The organism is Arthrobacter sp. NPDC056886, from assembly GCF_042788715.1.
In the GTDB taxonomy this organism is placed as follows: domain Bacteria; phylum Actinomycetota; class Actinomycetes; order Actinomycetales; family Micrococcaceae; genus Arthrobacter.
This window is the reverse complement of the sequence record NZ_JBHUBT010000005.1, coordinates 21,491-42,614: the sequence shown is the minus strand read 5'-3', so window position 1 is coordinate 42,614 and position 21,124 is coordinate 21,491. Positions and strand designations below refer to the sequence as shown.

Here is a 21,124-nt window from a genome sequence, read left to right as displayed (position 1 = left end):
CGAAAGATCAGGTGTTCCTGATTCCACTTCAAGCTAGTGCAATTTCGACGTGAAAATAAGTGACTACGGTCACATCCTTATAACACTCGTTGCATAGAGGAAATCTGGAGGGTTGCAGCGCCCGCTGCAGGGCGGCGTGTAGCAAAGTGCCCCAGGTGGGACTCGAACCGACAACACGCGGATTTTAAATACGGTTTCCGGGTGCCTGTCCGGGTCTGGGTAGGTCCAAAATCCTTGTGTTCACAGGGAACTCAGTCTGCCCGAGTCCGCCTACGTCGGTCCACGCTTTCAAGAATGGTCACCGAGGTGGTCGCCAAATCGGGTGGGCTACGCGGGGAAGAAACACGGGGAGCCCGCTCCCCACCGGGACCCACCTCAGGTGCTCTGTGCGCTGCTGAGGCCGCTGCTTGTGGAACGTTCAGCCATGCTTTCGATCTGGGCTGAAAGCCTCTCAACTTGGGCCGACAGCTCGCGAATTTCCTCTCTCATCGGCTCTTCCTGGGTTTCAACCGCGGCGGTGGCACCTGCGGTAACGTGCTCCACCAGCCATGACGCTACGGCGGCGGTCACGACGCCGACAACGGCGATCCCTGAGAGCATCAATGCGCCGGCGACCACTCGCCCTGTAGCCGTGATCGGAAAGTGGTCGCCGTAACCCACCGTCGTGATGGTTGTCAGGGCCCACCACAGGGCATCCCAAAACGTCACGATGTTCGCATCTGGCTCGATCTTTTCAGCGTCGAGCACAGCCAAGGCCCCGCAATACGTCAGGAGGACAGCGGCGCCCAGGACGAACGCGATGATCCGTCCCCTCAAGGCGTTGCCGGCAGTCCGGTGCAGCACCTGGATTAGAGTCACGAGGCGCAGGAGCCGGAGGGGGCGCAACACCGGGAGAGCGAGGATAGCTAACTCGTGAATGTTCATGAGGAACCACTTGGCGCGCCGGCGGGCCAAGACCAGCATCACGAGGTAGTCGATGACGAAGGCGCCCCATGTTATGCCTATGACCTTATCCACGGTGGCTGCCGCGTCCCCGATGGGGTCACCAATAACTTGAACGGAATAGGCAGCGAGGAACACCAGAGCAGCACCCACCAACGGCCACTCAACTATGCTTTTCCAGCGATCTTGTCTCATCAGGCACATACTAGGCGACAGGTCCCTAGGCCAGCAGGAACCCGGCAGCCTACTCCCCCGCTGGATGGCGCGGAGCTGGCTACTCGATGAGTGGCCGTCTCCTGCCGCTCCATATTTTCTACAGGTTTCCCACAGGGCTGGGCCCGTAACGTCCGGTATAGCGACACGGGCTGAACGGTTCGTAGCCAGAAGGTCTAGCACACTGGCCTCCAGAAGGTTCGATTCCTTCGCAGCCCACATGCGGCCCGTCCTTGCCGTGAGACCCCAAGGACGAGCCGCACACAACGTACCGACGAGCCAAGCAGCGCGACTCACTCGAGCAGCACAGCGGAGGGCCTAGGTTGGGTACAGATTCCTGGCCTCCAGGTGGCCGGTGTCCCGGGCATGGCAAAAGACCTCCGATTCCCTTAAACCTAAAGGGAATCGGAGGTCTTTTCGTCTGTGCCCCAGGTGGGACTCGAACCCACAACACGCGGATTTTAAGTCCGCTGCCTCTGCCAATTGGGCTACTGGGGCGCCCGGTCAATGGTATCCCGTCGCCGACCGGATCAGCCCGAAAACGGGCCGGCGTAGCGGAAGGTGCCGCTAACGCCGCCGGGCCAGACGGCGAGCGGGAGCAGCTGGAAGTGCGCGCCCCAGCCGGCCTCCGGCGGTGCCACTCCGAGCGACGTGGACGGTACAAAGCCGAAGCGGGCGTAGTAGTCGGGGCTGCCCAGCAGCGCGATCCCCCGCTCCCCCGCGGCGTTGGCCCGTGCCACTGTCTCCTTCATGAGCGCGGTGCCGATGCCGTGGCGCTGCAGCCGCGGCACCACCCCGATCGGCCCGAGCCCGAGGAGCTCCAGCTCGCCCACCCAGCCGCGGGTGCTGATCACATGCCCCACGATTTCTCCGTTGAGCTCCGCAACGACGCTGAACTCGGGGAGATATTCCTGGCACTCGAACAGCCGGGCCAGCAGCTTCACCCCTTCGGGTTCGCCGTCGACGTGATGCCCGGTGACGGGCGAGATGGCAAACGCGGCGGCTGTGAGCGCGAGGATTTCCGGACGGTCCGCCGGTTCCTCGCTGCGCAGCACGAGTTCCGGTGCCGGCTTGTGCTCCCCATGGTCTGCGACGAGTTCGTGCAGAACCTCCAGCGCCCGGTCGGCGTCGGCCACGGGGACCAGCAGGTGGTCATGGTGGAAGCCGGCCAGGACGTTGCAGCTGATCTTCGCCTCGGTCAGGGCGGCGCTGACGGCCGCCGTCAGGCCGATCGCCTCGAGCGAAGAGTGCACCTGAAGCGTGATCCATGCTGCGACGAAGTCGTAGGAGAGCCCCAGGCTGTCCGCTTCCTCCCGTGTCAACACGACGGTCAACCCCTCTGCCTCGCGGACGGCTGCCGCGATGGCCCCGGCCAGGGGCTTGCCGTGCGGCCACAGGGCGTAGACGTACTCACCCTCGCGCAGTTCGGGGTGCATGGTGGCCAGGAGCGTGTGCAGGTCCTTTTCAGCTGTCATGGAGCCAGTCTAGGCGCGGGCGGTGCGCAGCCGTCCGCGCCGGACACCCCCGCGGCTGCCTGCGACGAAAACGGCGGCTGCTCCCCCGGAGGGGAACAGCCGCCGTCGTATGGCAACCGCCGGAGCGCTCGAAGCCGTTACGGCCAGGAACTATTTGGCGTCTGCCGGAACCGAGTCATTCGATGCCGCCGGGGTGCCGGCCTTGGCTTCAGGCTTGGCTTCGGCCTTGGCAGCCTCCGGGGCCGCGGGCTTCGGGGCCGGCGTCGCTGCGGCCACGAAGGCGCCGCGCGGGTTGTCCAGGTCCATCAGCTGCGTGGTGTCGCGGCCCAGGAAGAAGGCCCACAGCCAGCCGGAGATCACGCGGATCTTGCGCTCCACGGTGGGGATGGCCATGCCGTGGTAGCCACGGTGCGCCAGCCAGGCCAGCGGGCCCTTGAGGCCGATGCGGCCAAGCAGGTTGATGTTCGCCACACCCTTCCATTCGCCGAAGCCGGCGACGGCGCCCAGGTTCTTGTGCTTGTAGTCCTTGAGCGGCTTGTCCCAGCGGGAGGCCCACAGGTTCTTGGCCAAGCGCTTGGACTGGCGCAGCGCGTGCTGGGCGTTCGGCACGCAGGTGCCGTCCGGCAGGCCGCTGCCCGTGAGGTCGGGGACGGCGGCGACGTCACCGGCAGCCCAGGCGTTGTCGATGATGCCCTCGTCGCCTGCGATGCGCAGGTCTGCCAGGACGCGGACGCGGCCGCGCGGCTCGAGCGGGAAGTCGGTGGAGCGGACCATCGGGTTGGCCTGCACGCCGGCAGTCCAGACCAGGGTGTCAGTCTCGAATTCCTGGGCCGGGCTCTTGTCCGGGAGGTTGATGAGCTTCAGGGAGCCCTCGGCGTTGTCGAGGGAGGTGTTCAGCAGCACCTCGATGCCGCGGCTGCGGAGGTGCTCGACGACCCATTCCGCCTGCGGCGCCGTGACCTCGGGCATGATGCGGCCCATGGCCTCGACCAGGACGAAGCGGACTTCTTCCTGCTTGATGCGCGGGTTGTTCTTGACCGCGGCGCGGGCCAGGTCTTCCATTTCGGTGATGCACTCGATGCCGGCGAAGCCGCCGCCGACGACGACGAACGTCAGGGCGCGGGCACGCTCAACGGGGTCCGTCATGAGCGAGCCGGTCTCGATGCGCTCGAGAACCTTGTTGCGCAGGGCGACAGCCTCTTCGATGGTCTTCAGGCCGATGCCCTTTTCCGCGAGGCCCTTGATCGGGAACGTGCGGGTGATGGCGCCAGCGGCCAGGACGACGTCGAAGTAGGGAACCTCGAAGGTGTCGCCACCGTCGGAGGGTGCGACCACTGCCGTGCGGTTGGCGTGGTCGATTGAGGTGACGCGGCCCTGGATGAGCTCCGTCTGCTTCAGGTGCTGGCGGTGCGAGACGACTGCGTGGCGCGCCTCGATGTTGCCGCCAGCAACTTCCGGCAGGAAGGGCTGGTAGGTCATGTAGGGCAGGGGATCCACGAGGGTGACGATGCCACCAGCATTCGCGATCTTTTTCTGAAGTTTGAGGGCTACATACAGGCCGACGTACCCGCCGCCGACGACGAGTACCCGGGGACGGTCCTGGAGCTGAAGGGAGGATGCCATGCGTCAAGAATACCGTAGTTTGTGAAAACCTTCACTAACTATGACGGGTTGCTGGAGTCCACCGGCTTCTCGGTCCCGGTTTCGGCCCCACGTTCGGCCTTGTCCGGGCCGCGTTCGGACCCGGGTTCCGACTTGTCTGGGCTGGGTTCGGACTTGGGTTCAGACTTGACCGGCCCGTCCGGCCCGTCCTTCGGGGACGTTCGCATGGCGGCCCGCAACTGGACGGCAGCGGCCACCACGATTCCCACGAGCAGGCACCCGAAGCCCAGGACCACCGCGGCCGGCAGGGCGTTGTCCAACCGGGACGGCTTCTCCGCGACCGGCACGGTCGCTTCGGGCAGGGTGGGCACAGCGCTGGAGGGGGAGGGCGCCGCAGCCGGTGCCTTCGTGGCGAGGTTTCCGCGCCGGTGGACCCGGATCCAGTCCGAAATCGATCCCAGCGGATTTGCCTTGGTTTCCGGGACATCAGCCTTGAGGGCGGCCTCGGCGTTCAGTACGCCGAAGCCGTAGAGCGGATCCTTCCCGGGGGCCCCGGCATCCTTGGCCGTGCTGACGATCCGGTTGATGACCTGGCTCGCGGACATCTCGGGCCATTTGGAGCGGATCAGGGCAGCGACGCCGGAAACGATGGGCGTGGCCCCGGAAGTGCCCGCCCACTCGGCATAGCCACCGGCGGGCATGCCGCCGACCAGGTCCTCGGCGGGAGCGGCGACCCCGATGCTGATGCCCTGTGAGGAGGAATCGATGCTGGCCGCGCCCTTGCGGTCCAGGCCTGCGACCGTCAGGACGCCGGGAATCGTGGCAGGCGCGCCGACCTGGATGTTGCCGCCCACGCGGTTGCCCGCAGCGGCGACGATCACGACGTCCTTCTGCTCGGCGTAGAGGAATGCTGCGTCCCAGCTCTGCGGCCATTCCGGCGACGTGCTGCCGAGGGAGATGTTAATGACGCGTGCGCCGTTGTCGACGGCCCAGCGCACCGCCTCCGGGATCTGGTCCTGGTCGCTCTTGCCGCCCGGGTTGGCGGAGCCCAGCCAGGTGGAGACGGACAGCAACTGGGCTTCCGGGGCGACGCCGACGATCCCGTCAGGGCCAACGGCGGGGCCCGAGCTGGGTTTGGCGCTGGCGCTCGGTTTAGCGCTCGGTTCGGGCGACTGATGCCCGCGCCCAGCGAGCATGGTGGCCACCAGGGTGCCGTGTTCGGGTTTGGCACCGATGCTCGCCTGGCCGTTGGCACTGCCGGCGTCGGAAATGTCGGAGCCCCCGGCGAGCACGCCAGCCAGGTCCGGATGCTTGCCGTCCACGCCGCTGTCAATCACGGCGACTTTGACGCCGGCGCCCTTGGAAACGTCCCAGGCTTTGGTGATGCCGGACTCGGCGAGCCAGTATTCCTTGTCCCGCCAGGAGTCGGCGTAGGCGGGCGCGGCTGAGGTCAGCGCCGCGGTGGACGCTCCGCCGGCAAGGGCCAAGGCCATCAACGCGGAGGCGGTCCGGCGGCCTGTTGCTCTGGTCATTCAGGTCCTATCGGCGGTTGCACCAGCGGCGCGGCGCGCGGGGCGCAGCTGCTGGGCGGGATCATCGGATGCTGAGGGCAATACCGTCAAGAATATCGTGTTCACTGGCTACTGCCGTGGTGATGCGGCCGCCCGTGACATCGGCCAGGCGTTGCAGGACCCTCCGCCACACGAGGCCGCCGGCGCCGATCACGTCCACCCGGCCGGGGTGCATGTACGGCAGCGCGGCCCGCTCCTCCCGGGTCATCTCGAGCAACTCGGTGCATGCCTTCCGGACCGCATCCAGGTCCAGTTCGGTGCCGTGGATCGCGGCCGGCGAATACTCCGGCAGGCGCAGCGCATGCGCCGTGATGGTGGTGACGGAGCCCGCCACGCCGACGACGACGGTGGTGCGTTCCAGCGGAACGGTTTGTGCCGCCTCGCTGATGGCGGCGTCGACGTCGGCCTCTGCCGCAGCGATCTGCTCCGGGGTGGGCGGATCGCTGCGCAGGTGCCGTTCGGTCATCCGGACGCAGCCGACGTCGACCGAGCGGGCGGCGATGACGCCGTCGGCGTTGCCCAGCACGAACTCCGTGCTTCCGCCGCCGAGGTCTACCACCAGGACGGGGTCCTCGCCTCGGGAGGGCAGGACACTGCTGGCGCCGGCGAAGGACAGTGCGGCTTCTTCGTCGCCGGTGATTACCTCGGGCTCGACGCCGAGGATGGCGCGGATGCCGTCGACGAAGACCTGCCGGTTGCGGGCATCGCGGGTGGCGGAGGTGGCCACGAAACGCACCTGCTCGACTCCGTGCTCGCGGATGAGGGCAGCGTAGTCCCGGGTCGCGGCGAACGTGCGCTCGAGCGCTTCCTGGGCCAGTTCGCCCGTGGAATCCACGCCCTGGCCCAGCCGGACCACGCGCATTTCCCGCACGATGTCGGTCAGCCGCGGTGTGGGCTGCCCTGTTGCGCCGCCTGCGGCTGTGGCCGCGCCCGTGTTCACGTCTGCGTTTACGTCCGCGATCAGCAGGCGGATGGAGTTGGTGCCGCAGTCAATGGCCGCCACCCGGGTCACTTGGACTCCCCCGTGCCGGCCGTGCTGGCGGTCTCTCCCGTGCCGGGGGTGCCGGCGGTGTCTCCTGCGCCGGCGGTGCCGCGGGATTTGCGGACCGGGGCGGGCCGGCCCACGATCTCCGGCAGGCCTTGGGGTCCATGGCGGCTGAGGTCCCGGGACGGTGCCTCGCCGCCGGTGTCCCAGGCGCCGTCGCAGTAGCACCGGTCCACGGTCCACCATTCGGCGATGGCCGCGATCGATTCGTCACCGAGCGGGTTCACGCCGGGGCCGGCGGCCAGCGAGTGCCCCACGAGGACGTGCAGGCATTTGACGCGGGTCGGCATTCCGCCGGCCGAGACGCCGTCGATTTCCGGAACGGCACCGATGCCGCAACGCGCGCCGATCTCGGCACGGGAGGCCAGATAGGCCTCGTGGGCGGCGCGGTACCGGGCCGCGAGGCCGGCGTCGGCGGCGAGCCGGTCGTTCATTTCGTTCATCAGCCCGGCTGCCTCCAGCCGCGACACCGCCGCGGTGATCACCGGGTGCGTGAGGTAAAAGGTGGTGGGGAACGGCGTCCCGTTGCTGAGCCGCGGCGAGGTGGCGGCCACGAGTGGGTTTCCGCAGACGCAGCGGGCCGGGATCTCGACAACATCCCGCACGGGTCGGCCCAGCTGGCGGCTCAAGACCTCGAGGTCCTGCGGCGACGGCAGGCGGGAGGCCTCTGGGGCGTTTGCCCTGTGCCGTGGCGCCGACGCCGGGGCGCCGCCGTTCTTGTCCGGTCGGTTCTGGTCCACTCGGTTCTCGTCCACGGGAGTGGCACCTTCCTGCCCGGTTCCGGATTGTCCGCGGGACAATCCCGGCGGCGGGCGCCGCTTCTAGTCTGTTGCCGATCGCCTGATGGACTCCCAGAGGGAGTCCACCCACGGCAGGTTGGCCGGGTCTTGTGCTGATGCTGCACCCGCCGTGCCACTGGACTGCGCGGCAGGAAGATCGCTGCCGAATACCCAGTAGCCCGTCTCTCCGGGCATAACCATGTTAATGCGGTCGCGGGCCTGCTGTTTCACGAAGTTGGGATCCTGCCACCGCGACACCTGGCGTTTGAGGTCCTCCTGCTTGGTCTGTTTGGCCGCGATATCGGCCTGCAGCGCCGCGATTTCGGCGCGTTTGTCGAGGAAGATCTTCACGGTGGGGGCCAGCAGGATGGTGATGGCAATCATGACGACGCCCAGGGCAAGCAGCCGGCCGGAGAACGCTTTGGCGGGCACTGGATCGAGGGATTCGTCGGCACTGCCTGCCGCGGTCCGGCCCGTTGCCTTGCCGGCAGCTTTCCCCGGCGCCGGCCGGGTTGCGGGTTTCGTGGCCGGCGCTGCCGCGGAACCGTTGGCGGCCGGCTTGCCCGCTGCGGGTGCTGCGGCACGTGGAGAGGCCGGAGCAGCGCCGCGGGGCGTGGCCGGCGCCCCGCTGCGGGAGCCGCCAAAGTCCGCCTGGATGACTTCGCCGCCGTCGTCTGTTGCCCCCAAACTTGTGGCCGCAGGCTTGGTGGGTGCAGCCTTGGTGGGCGCAGGCGTAGCCCGGGGAACATTCGGGCGTCGGGTAGCCATGTCACTCCTTCAAAAGCGGGCCAAAACAGAACCGGTGGCCATGGTCTTTCAACCATAGCCACCGGTCACCGGTTTTCGCGGCTAACTAGCCTTTGAAACGCGGGAACGCGCTGCGTCCGGCGTACCGTGCGGCGTCGTCGAGTTCCTCTTCGATGCGCAGCAGCTGGTTGTACTTGGCAACGCGCTCGGAGCGGGCCGGGGCACCGGTCTTGATCTGTCCCGCGTTGGTGGCAACGGAGATGTCAGCAATGGTGGTGTCCTCGGTTTCGCCGGAGCGGTGCGAGGTGATGGTGGTGTAACCGGCACGCTGGGCCAGTGACACGGCGTCCAGTGTCTCGGTCAAGGAACCGATCTGGTTGACCTTGACGAGCAGCGAGTTCGCCGTCTGGGTGTCGATGCCGCGCTGCAGGATGGCCGGGTTGGTGACGAAAAGGTCATCGCCCACGAGCTGGACCTTGTCGCCGATGGTGTCGGTGAGGGTCTTCCAGCCTTCCCAGTCGTTCTCGTCCAGCGGGTCCTCGATGGAAACCAGCGGGTAGTCGGCCACGAGCTCGGCGTAGTAGGCGCTCATCTCGGTGGCGGAAAGTGCCTTGCCTTCGAACTGGTAGGCGCCGTCCTTGAAGAACTCGGAGGAGGCGACGTCCAGGGCCAGGGCGATGTCCTTGCCCGGGGTGTAGCCGGCGTTCTTGATGGCTTCCTGGATCAGGTCCAGGGCGGCACGGTTGGACGGCAGGTTCGGCGCGAAGCCGCCCTCGTCGCCCAGGCCGGTGGACAGGCCCTTGGCCTGCAGGACGGACTTGAGGTTGTGGTAGACCTCGACACCCCAGCGCAGGCCCTCGGAGAAGGTTTCCGCGCCGATCGGGACAATCATGAATTCCTGGATGTCCACGTCAGAGTCGGCGTGCGAGCCACCGTTGAGGATGTTCATCAGCGGCACGGGCAGGACGTGCGCGTTGGGGCCGCCGAGGTACTTGTACAGCGGCAGGTCCGCGGAGGCGGCGGCAGCGTTGGCCACGGCCAGCGAGACACCCAGGATGGCGTTGGCGCCCAGCTTGCCCTTGTTGGGGGTGCCGTCCAGGTCGATCATGGCCTGGTCGATGCTGCGCTGGTCGGTCGCGTCGAAACCGGTCAGGGCCGGGGCGATCTGGTCGATGACCGCGTCGACCGCCTTCTGGACGCCCTTGCCGAGGTAGCGGCCCTTGTCACCGTCGCGGAGCTCAACGGCCTCGTGCTCGCCGGTGGAAGCGCCGGAGGGAACTGCTGCGCGGCCGATCTGGCCGTCCGAGAGCAGGACTTCAACTTCTACGGTCGGGTTGCCACGGGAATCGAGGATTTCGCGGGCGTGGATGGCATCGATAAGCGCCATGGATATGCTCCTTTGGGTGAAGCGATCTGCAGGGAATCTGACTGCTTGGACTCTGGCTGTGCGTGAAGCTGGAAAGCCGACGTCGTCGTCGCTACTAGCGTAGTCGAGAGTGGCGCAGGTTACGGAAACCTATCCAAACCCCGGACGTCATGATGCGGCCGCATCTTTTCTATGGCAGGTTTTCTAGGGCAGGTTTCTAGGGCAGGTTTTCTAGGGTAGGGCGCCGTTGCTGTCCTGAAAGCGGCGGAGGGCTCCGCGGAGGGCCCGCTCGGCGTCGAGCCCGCTGGCCCGGGCACCGGCCACGATCCCGAACAGCAGGTCGCCGAGTTCCGCCTCGGTGGCCGGGATCTCGACGCCGGTACCGCCCGCAGCCGGTGCCAGGTGCGCGCGTTCGGCCCGGTCCAGGAGCTTTTGGGCCCGGGCCAGGGCCGGCAGCGCGGCGGGAACGCCGTCGAAGACGTGGCCGCGTTCGGGCTTCTCGGCCTTCTTGACGGCATCCCATTTCAGGATGATCTCCTCCACGGTTGCCGGGAAGGAATCCTGCAGCGAACCGTCGGGCCGGAACACGTGCGGGTTGCGCCGGATCATCTTGTCCGACAGGGCGCGGGCGACGTCGTCGAGGCCGAAGGCGCCACGTTCCTCGGCGAGGCGGGCATGCAGGACCACCTGAAGCAGCACGTCGCCCAGCTCGGACTTGAGTTCGGCGTCGCCGCCGGCCGTCTCGATGGTCTCAGCGACCTCGTAGGCCTCCTCCAGGAGGTACTCCACGAGGGATTCGTGGGTGAGGGCACCCATCCAGGGGCAGTGCTCGCGCAGGGCCGCAATCAAAGCGACGAGCCCCTGGACGGGTGAAGTGTCCTCGTTAGCCAAGGTCGGAGTAGGCCTCGTTGATGTATTCCACGAGGGCTTCCTTCTCCTCGAGCGGGAGGAAGGCGGCCTCGGCTGCGTTCAGCGTCAGTTCCAGCAGGTCATCGAGGTCGTAGTCGAACGTCTCGACGAGCAGCTCGAACTCGTCCGTCAGCGTGACTCCACTCATGAGCCGGTTGTCGGTGTTAATGGTGACGTTGAAGCCGAGCTGGTAGAGCATGTCCAGCGGGTGGCTTTCGATGCCGTCGCCGAAGCCGGCGATGGCGCCGGTCTGCAGGTTCGAGGAGGGGCAGATCTCCAGGGCGATGCCGCGGTCGCGGACCCAGCTGGCGAGCTCGCCCAGGGTCACCATGCCGATGGTGTCGTTGACTTCGTCGCCCTCGGCGATGTCGTCCTCTTCGAATTCGATCGTGACGTCCTCGGCGATCCGCACGCCGTGGCCCAGGCGCAGGGCCCGGCCGTCGACAAGCGCCGACTGGATGCTTTCCAGGCCGGCGGCTTCACCCGCATGGACGGTGGCCGGGAAGTTGTGCTGGGCGAGATAGGTGAAGGCGTCTTTGAAACGGGACGGCAGGAAGCCGTCCTCGGCACCGGCGATGTCGAAGCCGACGGCGCCGTTGTTGCGGTGCCGGACAGCCAGTTCGGCGATCTCCTGGCCGCGGTCAGCGTGGCGCATGGCGGTGATGAGCTGGCCCACCTGGATGTCGCGGCCGGTCTCGGCCACGGCGTCCACGCCGGCTTCGAGGCCTGCCTGCACGGCCTCCACCACTTCGTCCAGGCTCAGGCCCTTCTGCAGGTGCTGTTCGGGTGCCCAGCGCACTTCGCCGTACACCACGCCGTCGTCGGCCAGGTCTTCGACGAATTCCTTCGCGACGCGGAACAGGCCTTCTTTGGTCTGCATCACGGCGATGGTGTGGTCGAAGGTCTCGAGGTACCGGACCAAGGAGCCGGAGTCGGCGGATTCGCGGAACCACTCCCCCAGCGCGACGGGGTCAGTCGAGGGCAGCGTGTGGCCGACGGCCTCCGCGAGTTCAATGATGGTGGCCGGGCGGAGTCCGCCGTCCAGGTGGTCGTGCAGGGAAACCTTGGGAAGGACCTTCAGGTCGAAGTCAAGGTCAGGGGCAGCGTCAGGAATAGTCTCAGTCACGTTCCAACCATAGGGTCGCCGGGCGCGGGAAGCTACTTTCTGGATACTCCGGCCTCAGTGGGCGGACCGGCCAGCATAGTGCCGCGCATGCCCGCCGCCCGTTCCCCGGAAGCGGGTTCCGGGACGTGATCGGCATCGGCCGGGGCCGGACGGGCGTCGTTGCGGCCAAGGCGCTTGTGCCACCAGCGCAGGAGGTGGTCAATGAGGACACCGAGCACGATGGCGAACACCACCGCGATCCCCGCGCTGAGGAGCGGGTTATGGTGCAGCCACGGGAAGGAACTGGCCAGGACGCCGATGCCGATCGAGTAGGCCACCCACGTGAAGCACGCGAACGCGTCCAGGAAGAAGAATCTCCGGTGCGGGAACGCCGTCGTGCCCGCCACATAGTTGACCGCGACACGACCCCACGGAATGTACCGGGCGGTGAAGATCAAGACGGCGCCGCGCTTCTCGAGCTCATAGTGTGCCCACCCGAAGACTTTTTGGACCTTGGGTTTGCGCATCCAGCGGAACCGCTCGAGGCCGATCTTGCGGCCGAGCATGTAGGCCATGTTGTCGCCGGCGATGGCTCCAACGAGGGCAGTGAGGCCGAGGATCCACAAGTTGGGCTGGCCGCTGTGCAGGGAGTACGCCGCTAGGGCAACGATGAGGGTCTCGCTGGGGACCACCATCGCGAAGCCGTCCACGAAGAAGAAGACCAGCAAAAGGGGGTAGATCCACCACTGGCCAGCGGCATGGAGCACGGCCTCGTTAATGAACTCCATGCGGGCGGTGCTCCTTGATGACTGGGAACGGACAACTAAGCCGTACCGTACATGCGATGACAGTGGGTGGAACGTTGGAGGACGTGCGCCACCAAACGTGACGCAAATCGCTCCTTAGTGTCCCATGGGCGGTGCCAATCCGCCTAGGACTCGACGGGCGGAACGGAACGCGTCGGTTCCTCCGGCGTGCGGCCGCGCACCTTGCTGATCACGCGGTCCAGGATGATGCCCAGGACAATGGCGCAGATGATCGCAATGGCCGCGGCCAGCACATGGTTTTTCTGAAACCACGGCCCAACAGACAGTCCGATCCCCACCGAGTAGCCGGCCCACAGCAGTGCCGAAAGTACCGTCAGGCTGATGAATCTGGGCCGCGGGTAGTGCGTGGCGCCGGCGGTCAGGTTGACGGCCACCCGTCCGATCGGGACGAAGCGCGCCACGAGGATCAATGAGGCGGGCCGTTTCCGCAGTTCCCGTCCGGCCCAGCGGAAGGCTGCCTGCATGCGGGGACCCCGCTGCCAGGCCCAGCGCCGCGTTCCGGTCCCGCGGCCGATCAGGTATGCCACGTTGTCGCCCAGAAATGCGCCTGCGGCGGCGGTGGCCATCAGGAGCGCCGGATTGGGAACATCCGCCGTGGCGGCGACCGCAGCCAGGCCCACCACCACCGACTCGCTCGGGATCGGTGGAAAGAAGCCGTCGATCACGCAGCAGGCGAAAACCAGGAACAGGACCCAGGGTTGCCCTGCGGCGGCGAGGATGAAGTCGTTGATTGCCTGCACAGCTTCCTTCCGCGCGGCGGGGCCAGATAGATCCAAGCGCAGGCTCGGCCGGAGCCGGGCCTGCGCTTGCAAGAGTACTGCGGTGGAGCCAGTGTTGTGGAGTCAGTGTACCGAAGGTCGCTACCGCCGGTTGCCCTATCACTTGTGGCGGCTAAACCCGGGGTTTGGGGACCAAAAGTGATAGGGCAACGGGCTAGGCGATGCGGTCGATGATGAGCTTCTGGGCGGGTCGGGAGCCCTCCGGTGCGATCAGGGCGGCGTGTTCGAGCGCTTCCTTGGCCCGCTCGAACTTCTCCGGGGTGTCCGTCAGGAGGGTCATGAGCGGTTCGCCCGCCCGGACCGTGGCACCGGGCTTGGCGTGCATCCGCACTCCGGCCCCGGCCTGGACCTGGTCCTCCTTGCGGGCGCGTCCGGCGCCGAGCCGCCAGGCCGCGACGCCGACGGCCATCGCGTCGAGCTCCACCAGGACGCCGTCGGCCGGGGCGTAGATGACCTCGGATTCCTTGGCAACCGGGAGCTTGGCGCCCGGGTCCCCGCCCTGGGCCTGGATCATCCGGTTCCAGACGTCCATGGCCCGGCCGTCCCGCAGGGCAGCCCGGGGATCGGCGTCGCGGACGCCGGCGCAGGCCAGCATTTCCTCCGCGAGCCGGACGGTGAGTTCGACGACGTCGTCCGGGCCTCCCCCGGCGAGGACCTCCACGGATTCCTCAACCTCGATCGCGTTGCCCGCGGTGAGGCCCAGGGGCGTGTTCATGTTGGTGAGCAGGGCCACCGTGTTGACGCCCGCGTCCTTGCCCAGGGCCACCATGGTCTCGGCCAGTTCGCGGGCACGGGCCTCGTCCTTCATGAACGCGCCGCTGCCCACCTTGACGTCGAGCACCAGCGAACCGGTGCCTTCGGCGATCTTCTTGCTCATGATCGAGGAGGCGATCAGCGGGATGGCCTCCACGGTCCCGGTGACGTCGCGGAGCGCATAGAGCTTCTTGTCCGCCGGGGCCAGTCCCGCGCCGGCCGCGCAAATGACAGCGCCGACGTCCTGGAGCTGGGCCATCATTTCCTCATTGCTCAGGGCCGCACGCCAGCCCGGGATGGACTCGAGCTTGTCCAGGGTGCCGCCGGTGTGGCCGAGGCCGCGGCCCGAGAGCTGCGGCACGGCCACGCCGAAGACCGCCACCAGGGGCGCCAGCGGCAGGGTGATCTTGTCCCCGACGCCGCCGGTGGAGTGCTTGTCCGACGTCGCCTTGACGCCGCCGTCGGGCCTGCGCAGGCTGGAGAAGTCCATCCGCTCGCCGGAGGCGATCATGGCCGCGGTCCAGCGGGAGATCTCGGCCCGGTCCATGCCGTTGAGCAGGATGGCCATGTTCAGGGCGGCCATCTGTTCGTCGGCGATGGCGCCGCGGGTGTACGCGTCGATCGTCCAGTCGATCTGGGCCGGGCTGAGCACGCCCTTGTCCCGCTTGATGCGGATGATGTCGACGGCGTCGAACGCTTCGGTATTGCTGGTGGTCTGAGTCACTTGGGTCACCGGGGTTCCTCCAGGTGTTGGGGGCCAAAGGCATCGGGAAGGACCTGGTCCATGGTCTTGATTCCCTGCGTGGTCATGAGCTCCATGTCCGGAGCCCGGAATTCGTAGAGCAGCTGGCGGCAGCGCCCGCACGGCATGAGGACGTTCCCGCCGGCGTCGACGCAGTAGAAGGCGCGGAGCTTTCCCCCGCCGGTCATCTGCAGATTGCCCACCAGGGCGCACTCGGCGCACAGGGTCAGCCCGTAGCTGGCGTTTTCGACGTTGCAGCCGCTGACGATCCGCCCGTCTCCGGTGAGGGCCGCGGCCCCCACCGGAAACTTCGAATACGGCGCGTAGGCGTTCTTCATGGCGGACACCGCAGCGGCTTCGAGCGCTGCCCAGTCGACGTCGATGCTGTCCATTCTCAGCCCTTGATGTACGGTATGCCGTCGGCGGCCGGCGGCCTGGAGCGGCCGACGAGCCCTGCCACGGCGAACACGGTCACGACGTACGGCAACATGGCCATGAACTGGCTCGGCACGGGGGTGCCGATGATCGTCACGATGCTTTGCAGGTTGTCGGCGAAGCCGAACAACAGCGCGGCGAAGAACGCCCCGATCGGGTTCCAGCGGCCCAGGATCATGGCGGCGAGGGCAATGAAGCCGCGGCCGCCGGAGATTTCCTTGGTGAAACTGTCGATCGCCACGAGGGTGAAGAACGATCCGCCGATTCCGGCGACGGCCCCGCCGATCGTGACGTTCCAGAAACGGGTCGCGTTGACGTTGATACCCAGAGTGTCAGCCGCCTGCGGGTGCTCGCCCACGGCACGGACGCGCAGGCCCCACTTCGTCTTGAACAGCGCGACCCAGATCACGATCACGGCCACATACATCAAGTAGCCCACCACGGACTGCTTGAACAGGATGGGCCCGATGATCGGGATGCCGGACAGGACCGGGATATCGATGATGGGCAGCTCGGCGGGCGAGTTGTATTTCTCGGGGTCCGACTGCATCACGGTGGTGAACAGGAAGCCGGTGAGCCCGGAGACCAGCACGTTGAGCACGACGCCGACGATGATCTGGTTGACCACATACTTGATGCTGAACAGCGCCAGCACCATGGAGACCAGGGCGCCTGCCACGGCCGCAGCAAGCAGGCCCAGGTAGGGGTTGTGCGTCAGGCTGGCGACGAGTGCGGCCGTGAAGGCACCGCCCAGGAGCTGGCCTTCGATGGCGATGTTGACGACGCCGGCGCGTTCGCACAGCACGCCCGAGAGGGAGCCGAAGACGATCGGCACGGCGAGTGTCACGGACCCGGCGATGAGGCCGGCCAGCGAAATGCTGGGGGTCCGGGCGCCGCCCACCACCCAGATCAGGAATGCGAGCACGAACACGACGGTGAACACGGCCGGAAGCCAGCTCGGCGGCCGGACGTTATTTCTCGCCTTCAGGACCAAGGCGTAGCCAGCGAGGCCCAGCAGGATCATGGAGAGCACAATGCCGGACAGGAACGCGGGCACTTCGATCGCCGGCAACTGGAAGAAGTCTCCGCCGGAGGAAACGCCGAACTTGGCGTTCGCCTGCGGGCCCAGCAGGCCGAAGAAGATGAAGGCGACGGTGGCCAGCACCGCCAGCGTGACCGGCAGCTTCCAGGTTACGGGCTTCGCGGACACCGCGGGCCTGCGGCTCTTGTCAGGCTGGGATTCTCCCTGGACGGGCGAGGTTGCTGTTGTGCTCATGCGGCACCTCCGGTGGTTGCGGCCTGCTTGGTTTTGCCGGCGGTGGCGGCCTTCTTCTTGCGCGGGTTCAGTCCGAAGATCGACCGGACCAGGGGCGGCGCCGCGATGAACAGCACAATGAGCGACTGGACCACGAGGACGATGTCGATCGGAGTTCCGGTCTGGATCTGCATCTGGACGGCGCCGGCGCGGAAGGCGCCGAACAGCAGGCCTGCGGCAAAGGTACCCCACGGGGACGAACGTCCCAGCAGGGCCACTGTGATCGCGTCAAAGCCGTAGGTTGCCGCGACACCATCGGTCAGGACCTTCTCGGTGCCTGCCACCTGCGCCACACCGGCCAGGCCGGCCAGGCCACCGGCAATGGTCATCACCAGGATGGTGGCCCGGGAGACGTTGATGCCGGCAGTGAGAGCTGCCTTGGGGTTGGCCCCGACGGCGCGGAACTCGAACCCGAGCGTGGAGCGGTTCAGCAGCCACGAAACAAACACGGTGGCCGCAATGGCCAGCAGGAATCCCAGGTGCAGCCGGTACTGGCTGCCAAAGAGCAGCGGGTACGCGGCGCTCGGGTCCAGGATCGGCGAGATCGGTGTGTCCGCCCCCGGACGCTGGAACAGATCCGTGTCCAGCAAGTAGCGCAGGAAATACAGGGCGATGTAGTTGAACATGATGGTCACGATGACCTCGTGGGCGCCCGTCCTGGCTTTGAGCACGCCGACGATGCCGCCCCAAACAGCGCCGCCGACGACGCCGGCCACGAGGACCAGCAGCAGGTGCAGCCCAACCGGCAGGTGCAGCGCGAAGCCGACCCACGAGGCGAGGATGCCGGCCATGATGATCTGGCCCTGCGCACCGATGTTGAACAGGCCCGCGCGGAAGGCCAGGGCGACGCCGAGGCCTGCGGTGATCAGCGGGGTGGCGATGGTCAGCGTCTCCATGAGGGGGGCGAACTGTCCAGCCACGCCGGCCCCACGGGGATTGAAGACCGCACCCTGGAAGAGCGCGACGTACGAGCCGGTGGCGGCGGACCAGACGGCGGTGAGGAAATCAGTGGGCCGGGCAAAGAGATAGCCGGCCGTGGTGCCGACCACCTTGTCTGTCATGGCGATGAGCAGGCCGCCCAGGATCAGTGCGAGCAGCACCGCCAGGATGGTCACGATGCCATTGCCGGTGAAGATCTTGCGCAGCAGCGATTCTTCTTCCGGGGCGCCGGGAAGGGATCCGCTCTGGGTGGAGACGGGAACGGCCGATGGCTGGTGGGCTCCGCCCGCGGTGTCCAGGGAGGTGACGAAGGCTTCATCGTCCTCGAGCGGCTCGGGCTCCACTGCGGTGGCTTGGGCTACCGGGAGCCGGTCCGGGTCCGGTGCGGCCGCGGGCCGCGGCTCGGTGTTCTCACTCATGGTGGTCTCCTACGGCGCCGGAGCCGGGCTCCTGCGCGGACGGGGCGGCGGGCGCCTGGCTCGTGGCCGGCGTCGTTGCGGGGTTGTCGGCCGGGCTTTCTGGTGTGTACCCGGCGGGATTTTCTGCTGTGTTCGGTGCGGCGTTGCCAGAGAGAGATTGCGCCGAGCGCTTCCCTGCGGCTTCGGCCTGGGCTTCGTCCGGGGAAACCCCGGCCATCATCAGGCCCAGGACGTCGCGCCCGGTGCCGGCCGGGACAATCCCGACCAGCCTGCCTTTGTACAGCACGGCGATCCGGTCGGCGAGTTCAATCACCTCGTCCAGTTCGGTGGAGACGATCATGACGGGCGTGCCGTGGTCCCGCTCCGCGACGATCCGCTTGTGCAGGAACTCGATGGAGCCCACGTCCACGCCGCGGGTGGGCTGGGAGGCGATGAAGAGCCGCAGCGGCCGGGACAGCTCCCGGGCCATGACGACTTTCTGCTGGTTGCCGCCGGAGAGCGTGCCGGCCGCGAGCGAGCCGGACGGGGTGCGGACGTCGAATTCCTGGATCCGGGTCTTGGCGTTCTCCAGGACCTTGGCCGGGCTCATGCTGATGCCCTTGGCGAACGGCGCCTGGTCGTAGCGGTCCAGGATCAGGTTCTCGGCGATGGAGAACGTGCCAATCAGCCCGTCGAGTGAACGGTCTTCCGGTACGAATCCGACGCCGGCGTTGAGGACTTCCTTGACGCTGCGGCCCAGGAGTTCTTCGCCGTCGAGGGTGATCGAGCCGTGGGCCCTCTCGTGCAGGCCGAGGATGGCCTCGGTCAGTTCGGTCTGGCCGTTGCCCTGGACGCCGGCAACGGCGAGAATCTCGCCGCGGGCGATCCCGAAGCTGATGCCGGCCACCACATGCTGGCCGCTGGGTGCGATGACGGTGAGGTCCTTGACCTCGAAGGTGGTCTCCTGCGGATTGGCGGGAGCCTTGTCCAGGGTCAGGCTCACGGCCCGGCCCACCATCATGGACGCCAGCTCGGTGGTCGAGGCGCCGGGATCGGCCGAGCCCACCACCTTGCCGCGCCGGATGACGGTGATGGTGTCCGAGACGGCCTTCACCTCACGCAGCTTGTGGGAAATGAAGACGATGGAGGTGCCGTGGCTTTTGAGCTGGCGCATGATGTCCAGCAGCTCATCGGTGTCCTGCGGGGTCAGCACGGCGGTGGGCTCATCGAGAATGAGCACCTTGGCGTCGCGGACCAGTGCCTTGATGATCTCGACGCGCTGCTGCACGCCCACGGGCAGGTCTTCGATCAGCGCGTCGGGGTCGACGTCGAAGCCGTACCGGTCGGAGATCTCGCGGATCTTCCGGCGGGTGTCCTCTAGGTCCAGGAATCCGCCGGTCTTGGTGGTCTCCGCTCCCAGCGCGACGTTCTCCGCGACGGTGAAGACGGGGACCAGCATGAAGTGCTGGTGCACCATGCCGATGCCGGCCGCCATGGCGTCGCCGGGGCCGCGGAAGGTGACCGGATTGTCGTCAATAAGGATTTCGCCCTCAGTGGGCTCGTACAGTCCGTAGAGGACGTTCATCAGCGTGGACTTGCCAGCGCCGTTCTCGCCGAGCAGACAGTGAATCTGCCCGGGTTCAACAACCACATCGATGTGATCGTTGGCTACCAGGGAGCCGAAGCGTTTAGTAATGCCCTTGAGTTCAAGTTTCAAAACTCTGACCAATCTCGAGGTGTCCGGAAGGCTTGGTCCGGACGCGTATGGGGGCTGCAGCACCAGCTTAGTGCCTGCGCTCTGAGGCGCAGCGGGCCGCAACGAAAAGCGCCACAGCCCGTGCGGTGGTGACCGGACGGGCCGTGGCGCTTAGCGGAGGAAGTTAGGCCTTCGGGCTGGCTGCGGATTCAACCTTCAGCTTGCCGTCGGCGATGTCCTTCTTGATCTGGTCCAGCTCGGACTTCAGTTCGGCCGGCACCTGGGCATCCAGGTCGTGGAACGGAGCCAGCTGGACGCCGTCGTTCGCGAGGGTGCCGACGTACGGCTTGTTCGTGAACTGGCCTTCCTTGTCCTGCTTGACCACCGTCTCGACGGCCTCGCCCATCTGCTTCATGACGGAGGAGAGCATGATGTCCTTGTAATCCGGTGCCGTGAGGAAGCCGTCGGAGTCAACCCAGATGAGCTTGACGTCCTTGCCTGCCGCCTTGGCTTCCTGCAGGGCTGCGCCTGCACCCTTGCCGACCGGACCGGCGACGGGCATGACGATGTCGGCGCCCTGGTCCAGGAAGTTCTGGGTGAACTGCTTGCCCTTGTCCTGCTTTTCGAAGTCGCCGGTGAAGGAGCCGTCCTGCTTGGCCTTGTCCCAGCCAAGAACCTTGACGTTCTTGCCCTTCTTTTCGTTGTAGTACTTCACACCGTCGGCGTAGCCGTCCATGAAGATGGTGACCGTGGGGATCTTGATGCCGCCAAAGGTGGCGACCGTTCCGGTCTTGGTGGTGCCTGCTGCGAGGTAGCCAGCCAGGAACGCGGCCTGGGCCGTGTCGTAGATGATCGGCTTGACGTTGGCCACCGGGGTTTCGTAACCGAAGTCGATGATGGCGAAGTGCTTGTCCGGGTTCGCGGTGGCCTGGGCCTTCGTGGCGTCGCCGAGCAGGAAGCCGACCGTGATGGTCAGGTTGCAGCCGGCGGCGACCATGGCGCGCAGGTTCGGCTCGAAGTCGTTGTTGGTCTTGGACTCGGCCTCGTTGACCTTGATGCCGAGATCCTTCTCAGCCTTCTTCAGGCCCTCGTAGGAGGACTGGTTGAACGACTGGTCATCGAACCCACCCGAGTCGGACACGATGCAGCCCTTGAAGTCGCTGGAAGTGGCAGTGGCGGTGCTGGCCTCCGGGGCAGCCCCGCAACCGGTCAGCAGGAGTGCAGCCGCGCCCGCGGTGGCGACGCCGGCCATTGATCCGCGCTTGACGGTGGCACGCAGAGAGTTCTTCAATTTTCCTCCAGGAAGAAAGAGTAGGCGCTACGACGGAAGTTCAATGAGTGTCTGTCTGCGGTGTTCCGCTGAACTCTGTTTTCACTGATGGATTCGCAGCACTGCGCCGAGGCGCACTGATGCAAGCTACTTTAGTGGTCTGCGCCACGTCCAGATAACACACTTCCCGACGAATCCCCAGATTGTTGAGAACTT

The 21,124-nt window shown here is 66.7% G+C and carries 18 protein-coding genes and 1 tRNA gene; all 19 read right to left on the bottom strand.

Features of this window, described 5'->3' with window-relative positions; genetic code table 11:
• Positions 1 to 375 precede the first annotated feature (375 nt).
• The 19 genes from ACFRJ8_RS10085 to ACFRJ8_RS09995 all read right to left on the bottom strand — a co-directional run bounded on the left by ACFRJ8_RS10085 (position 376) and on the right by ACFRJ8_RS09995 (position 20,890).
• Complete coding sequence (locus ACFRJ8_RS10085; protein ID WP_377985972.1) at positions 376 to 1,137, bottom strand: potassium channel family protein; 762 nt, start codon at positions 1,135 to 1,137, stop codon at positions 376 to 378.
• Positions 1,138 to 1,579: 442 nt separating this feature from the next.
• A tRNA-Leu gene (locus tag ACFRJ8_RS10080) sits at positions 1,580 to 1,653 on the bottom strand.
• Positions 1,654 to 1,685: 32 nt separating this feature from the next.
• Entirely contained in the window at positions 1,686 to 2,630 is a 945-nt protein-coding gene (locus tag ACFRJ8_RS10075; protein WP_377985971.1) for an N-acetyltransferase, read from the bottom strand.
• 150 nt (positions 2,631 to 2,780) lie between these two features.
• Entirely contained in the window at positions 2,781 to 4,253 is a 1,473-nt protein-coding gene (locus tag ACFRJ8_RS10070; RefSeq protein ID WP_377985970.1) for an NAD(P)/FAD-dependent oxidoreductase, read from the bottom strand.
• A 38-nt stretch (positions 4,254 to 4,291) separates the two neighbouring features.
• The gene (locus ACFRJ8_RS10065) at positions 4,292 to 5,764 is read right to left on the bottom strand and encodes a S8 family serine peptidase (protein WP_377985969.1); all 1,473 of its coding nucleotides are present in this window, start codon (positions 5,762 to 5,764) and stop codon (positions 4,292 to 4,294) included.
• Between the two features lie 61 nt (positions 5,765 to 5,825).
• Positions 5,826 to 6,815 carry an exopolyphosphatase gene (locus ACFRJ8_RS10060; protein WP_377985968.1) on the bottom strand — a complete coding sequence of 330 codons (990 nt, stop codon included), beginning with the start codon at positions 6,813 to 6,815 and terminating at the stop codon, positions 5,826 to 5,828.
• Positions 6,812 to 7,504: a DUF501 domain-containing protein gene (locus tag ACFRJ8_RS10055; protein ID WP_377986237.1), complete on the bottom strand. Its 693-nt coding sequence runs from the start codon at positions 7,502 to 7,504 to the stop codon at positions 6,812 to 6,814. The genes ACFRJ8_RS10060 and ACFRJ8_RS10055 overlap by 4 nt, the downstream gene beginning before the upstream one ends.
• Positions 7,505 to 7,669: 165 nt before the next feature.
• Positions 7,670 to 8,395 (bottom strand): septum formation initiator family protein, encoded by a 726-nt coding sequence (locus ACFRJ8_RS10050; protein ID WP_377985967.1) that lies wholly within the window; start codon positions 8,393 to 8,395, stop codon positions 7,670 to 7,672.
• A gap of 85 nt (positions 8,396 to 8,480) precedes the next feature.
• On the bottom strand, positions 8,481 to 9,761 hold the full coding sequence (eno, locus tag ACFRJ8_RS10045; protein ID WP_377985966.1) for a phosphopyruvate hydratase: 1,281 nt from the start codon (positions 9,759 to 9,761) through the stop codon (positions 8,481 to 8,483).
• Positions 9,762 to 9,971: 210 nt separating this feature from the next.
• Positions 9,972 to 10,556, bottom strand: coding sequence for a MazG nucleotide pyrophosphohydrolase domain-containing protein (locus ACFRJ8_RS10040; protein WP_377986236.1), 585 nt, complete (start codon positions 10,554 to 10,556; stop codon positions 9,972 to 9,974).
• A gap of 67 nt (positions 10,557 to 10,623) precedes the next feature.
• The gene (locus ACFRJ8_RS10035) at positions 10,624 to 11,775 is read right to left on the bottom strand and encodes an adenosine deaminase (protein ID WP_377985965.1); all 1,152 of its coding nucleotides are present in this window, start codon (positions 11,773 to 11,775) and stop codon (positions 10,624 to 10,626) included.
• Between the two features lie 32 nt (positions 11,776 to 11,807).
• Positions 11,808 to 12,542 carry a DedA family protein gene (locus tag ACFRJ8_RS10030; protein WP_377985964.1) on the bottom strand — a complete coding sequence of 245 codons (735 nt, stop codon included), beginning with the start codon at positions 12,540 to 12,542 and terminating at the stop codon, positions 11,808 to 11,810.
• Positions 12,543 to 12,685: 143 nt separating this feature from the next.
• Positions 12,686 to 13,321 carry a DedA family protein gene (locus tag ACFRJ8_RS10025; RefSeq protein WP_377985963.1) on the bottom strand — a complete coding sequence of 212 codons (636 nt, stop codon included), beginning with the start codon at positions 13,319 to 13,321 and terminating at the stop codon, positions 12,686 to 12,688.
• A gap of 193 nt (positions 13,322 to 13,514) precedes the next feature.
• Complete coding sequence (locus ACFRJ8_RS10020) at positions 13,515 to 14,837, bottom strand: thymidine phosphorylase (RefSeq protein ID WP_377986235.1); 1,323 nt, start codon at positions 14,835 to 14,837, stop codon at positions 13,515 to 13,517.
• 5 nt (positions 14,838 to 14,842) lie between these two features.
• The gene (locus tag ACFRJ8_RS10015) at positions 14,843 to 15,247 is read right to left on the bottom strand and encodes a cytidine deaminase (RefSeq protein ID WP_377985962.1); all 405 of its coding nucleotides are present in this window, start codon (positions 15,245 to 15,247) and stop codon (positions 14,843 to 14,845) included.
• Between the two features lie 2 nt (positions 15,248 to 15,249).
• Positions 15,250 to 16,566 carry an ABC transporter permease gene (locus tag ACFRJ8_RS10010; protein WP_377985961.1) on the bottom strand — a complete coding sequence of 439 codons (1,317 nt, stop codon included), beginning with the start codon at positions 16,564 to 16,566 and terminating at the stop codon, positions 15,250 to 15,252.
• The gene (locus ACFRJ8_RS10005; protein WP_377985960.1) at positions 16,563 to 17,963 is read right to left on the bottom strand and encodes an ABC transporter permease; all 1,401 of its coding nucleotides are present in this window, start codon (positions 17,961 to 17,963) and stop codon (positions 16,563 to 16,565) included. Before ACFRJ8_RS10005 ends, ACFRJ8_RS10010 begins: the two co-directional genes overlap by 4 nt.
• The gene (locus tag ACFRJ8_RS10000; protein WP_377985959.1) at positions 17,956 to 19,659 is read right to left on the bottom strand and encodes an ABC transporter ATP-binding protein; all 1,704 of its coding nucleotides are present in this window, start codon (positions 19,657 to 19,659) and stop codon (positions 17,956 to 17,958) included. The genes ACFRJ8_RS10005 and ACFRJ8_RS10000 overlap by 8 nt, the downstream gene beginning before the upstream one ends.
• Positions 19,660 to 19,822: 163 nt before the next feature.
• Positions 19,823 to 20,890, bottom strand: coding sequence for a BMP family protein (locus ACFRJ8_RS09995; RefSeq protein WP_377986234.1), 1,068 nt, complete (start codon positions 20,888 to 20,890; stop codon positions 19,823 to 19,825).
• Between the last annotated feature and the right edge of the window lie 234 nt (positions 20,891 to 21,124).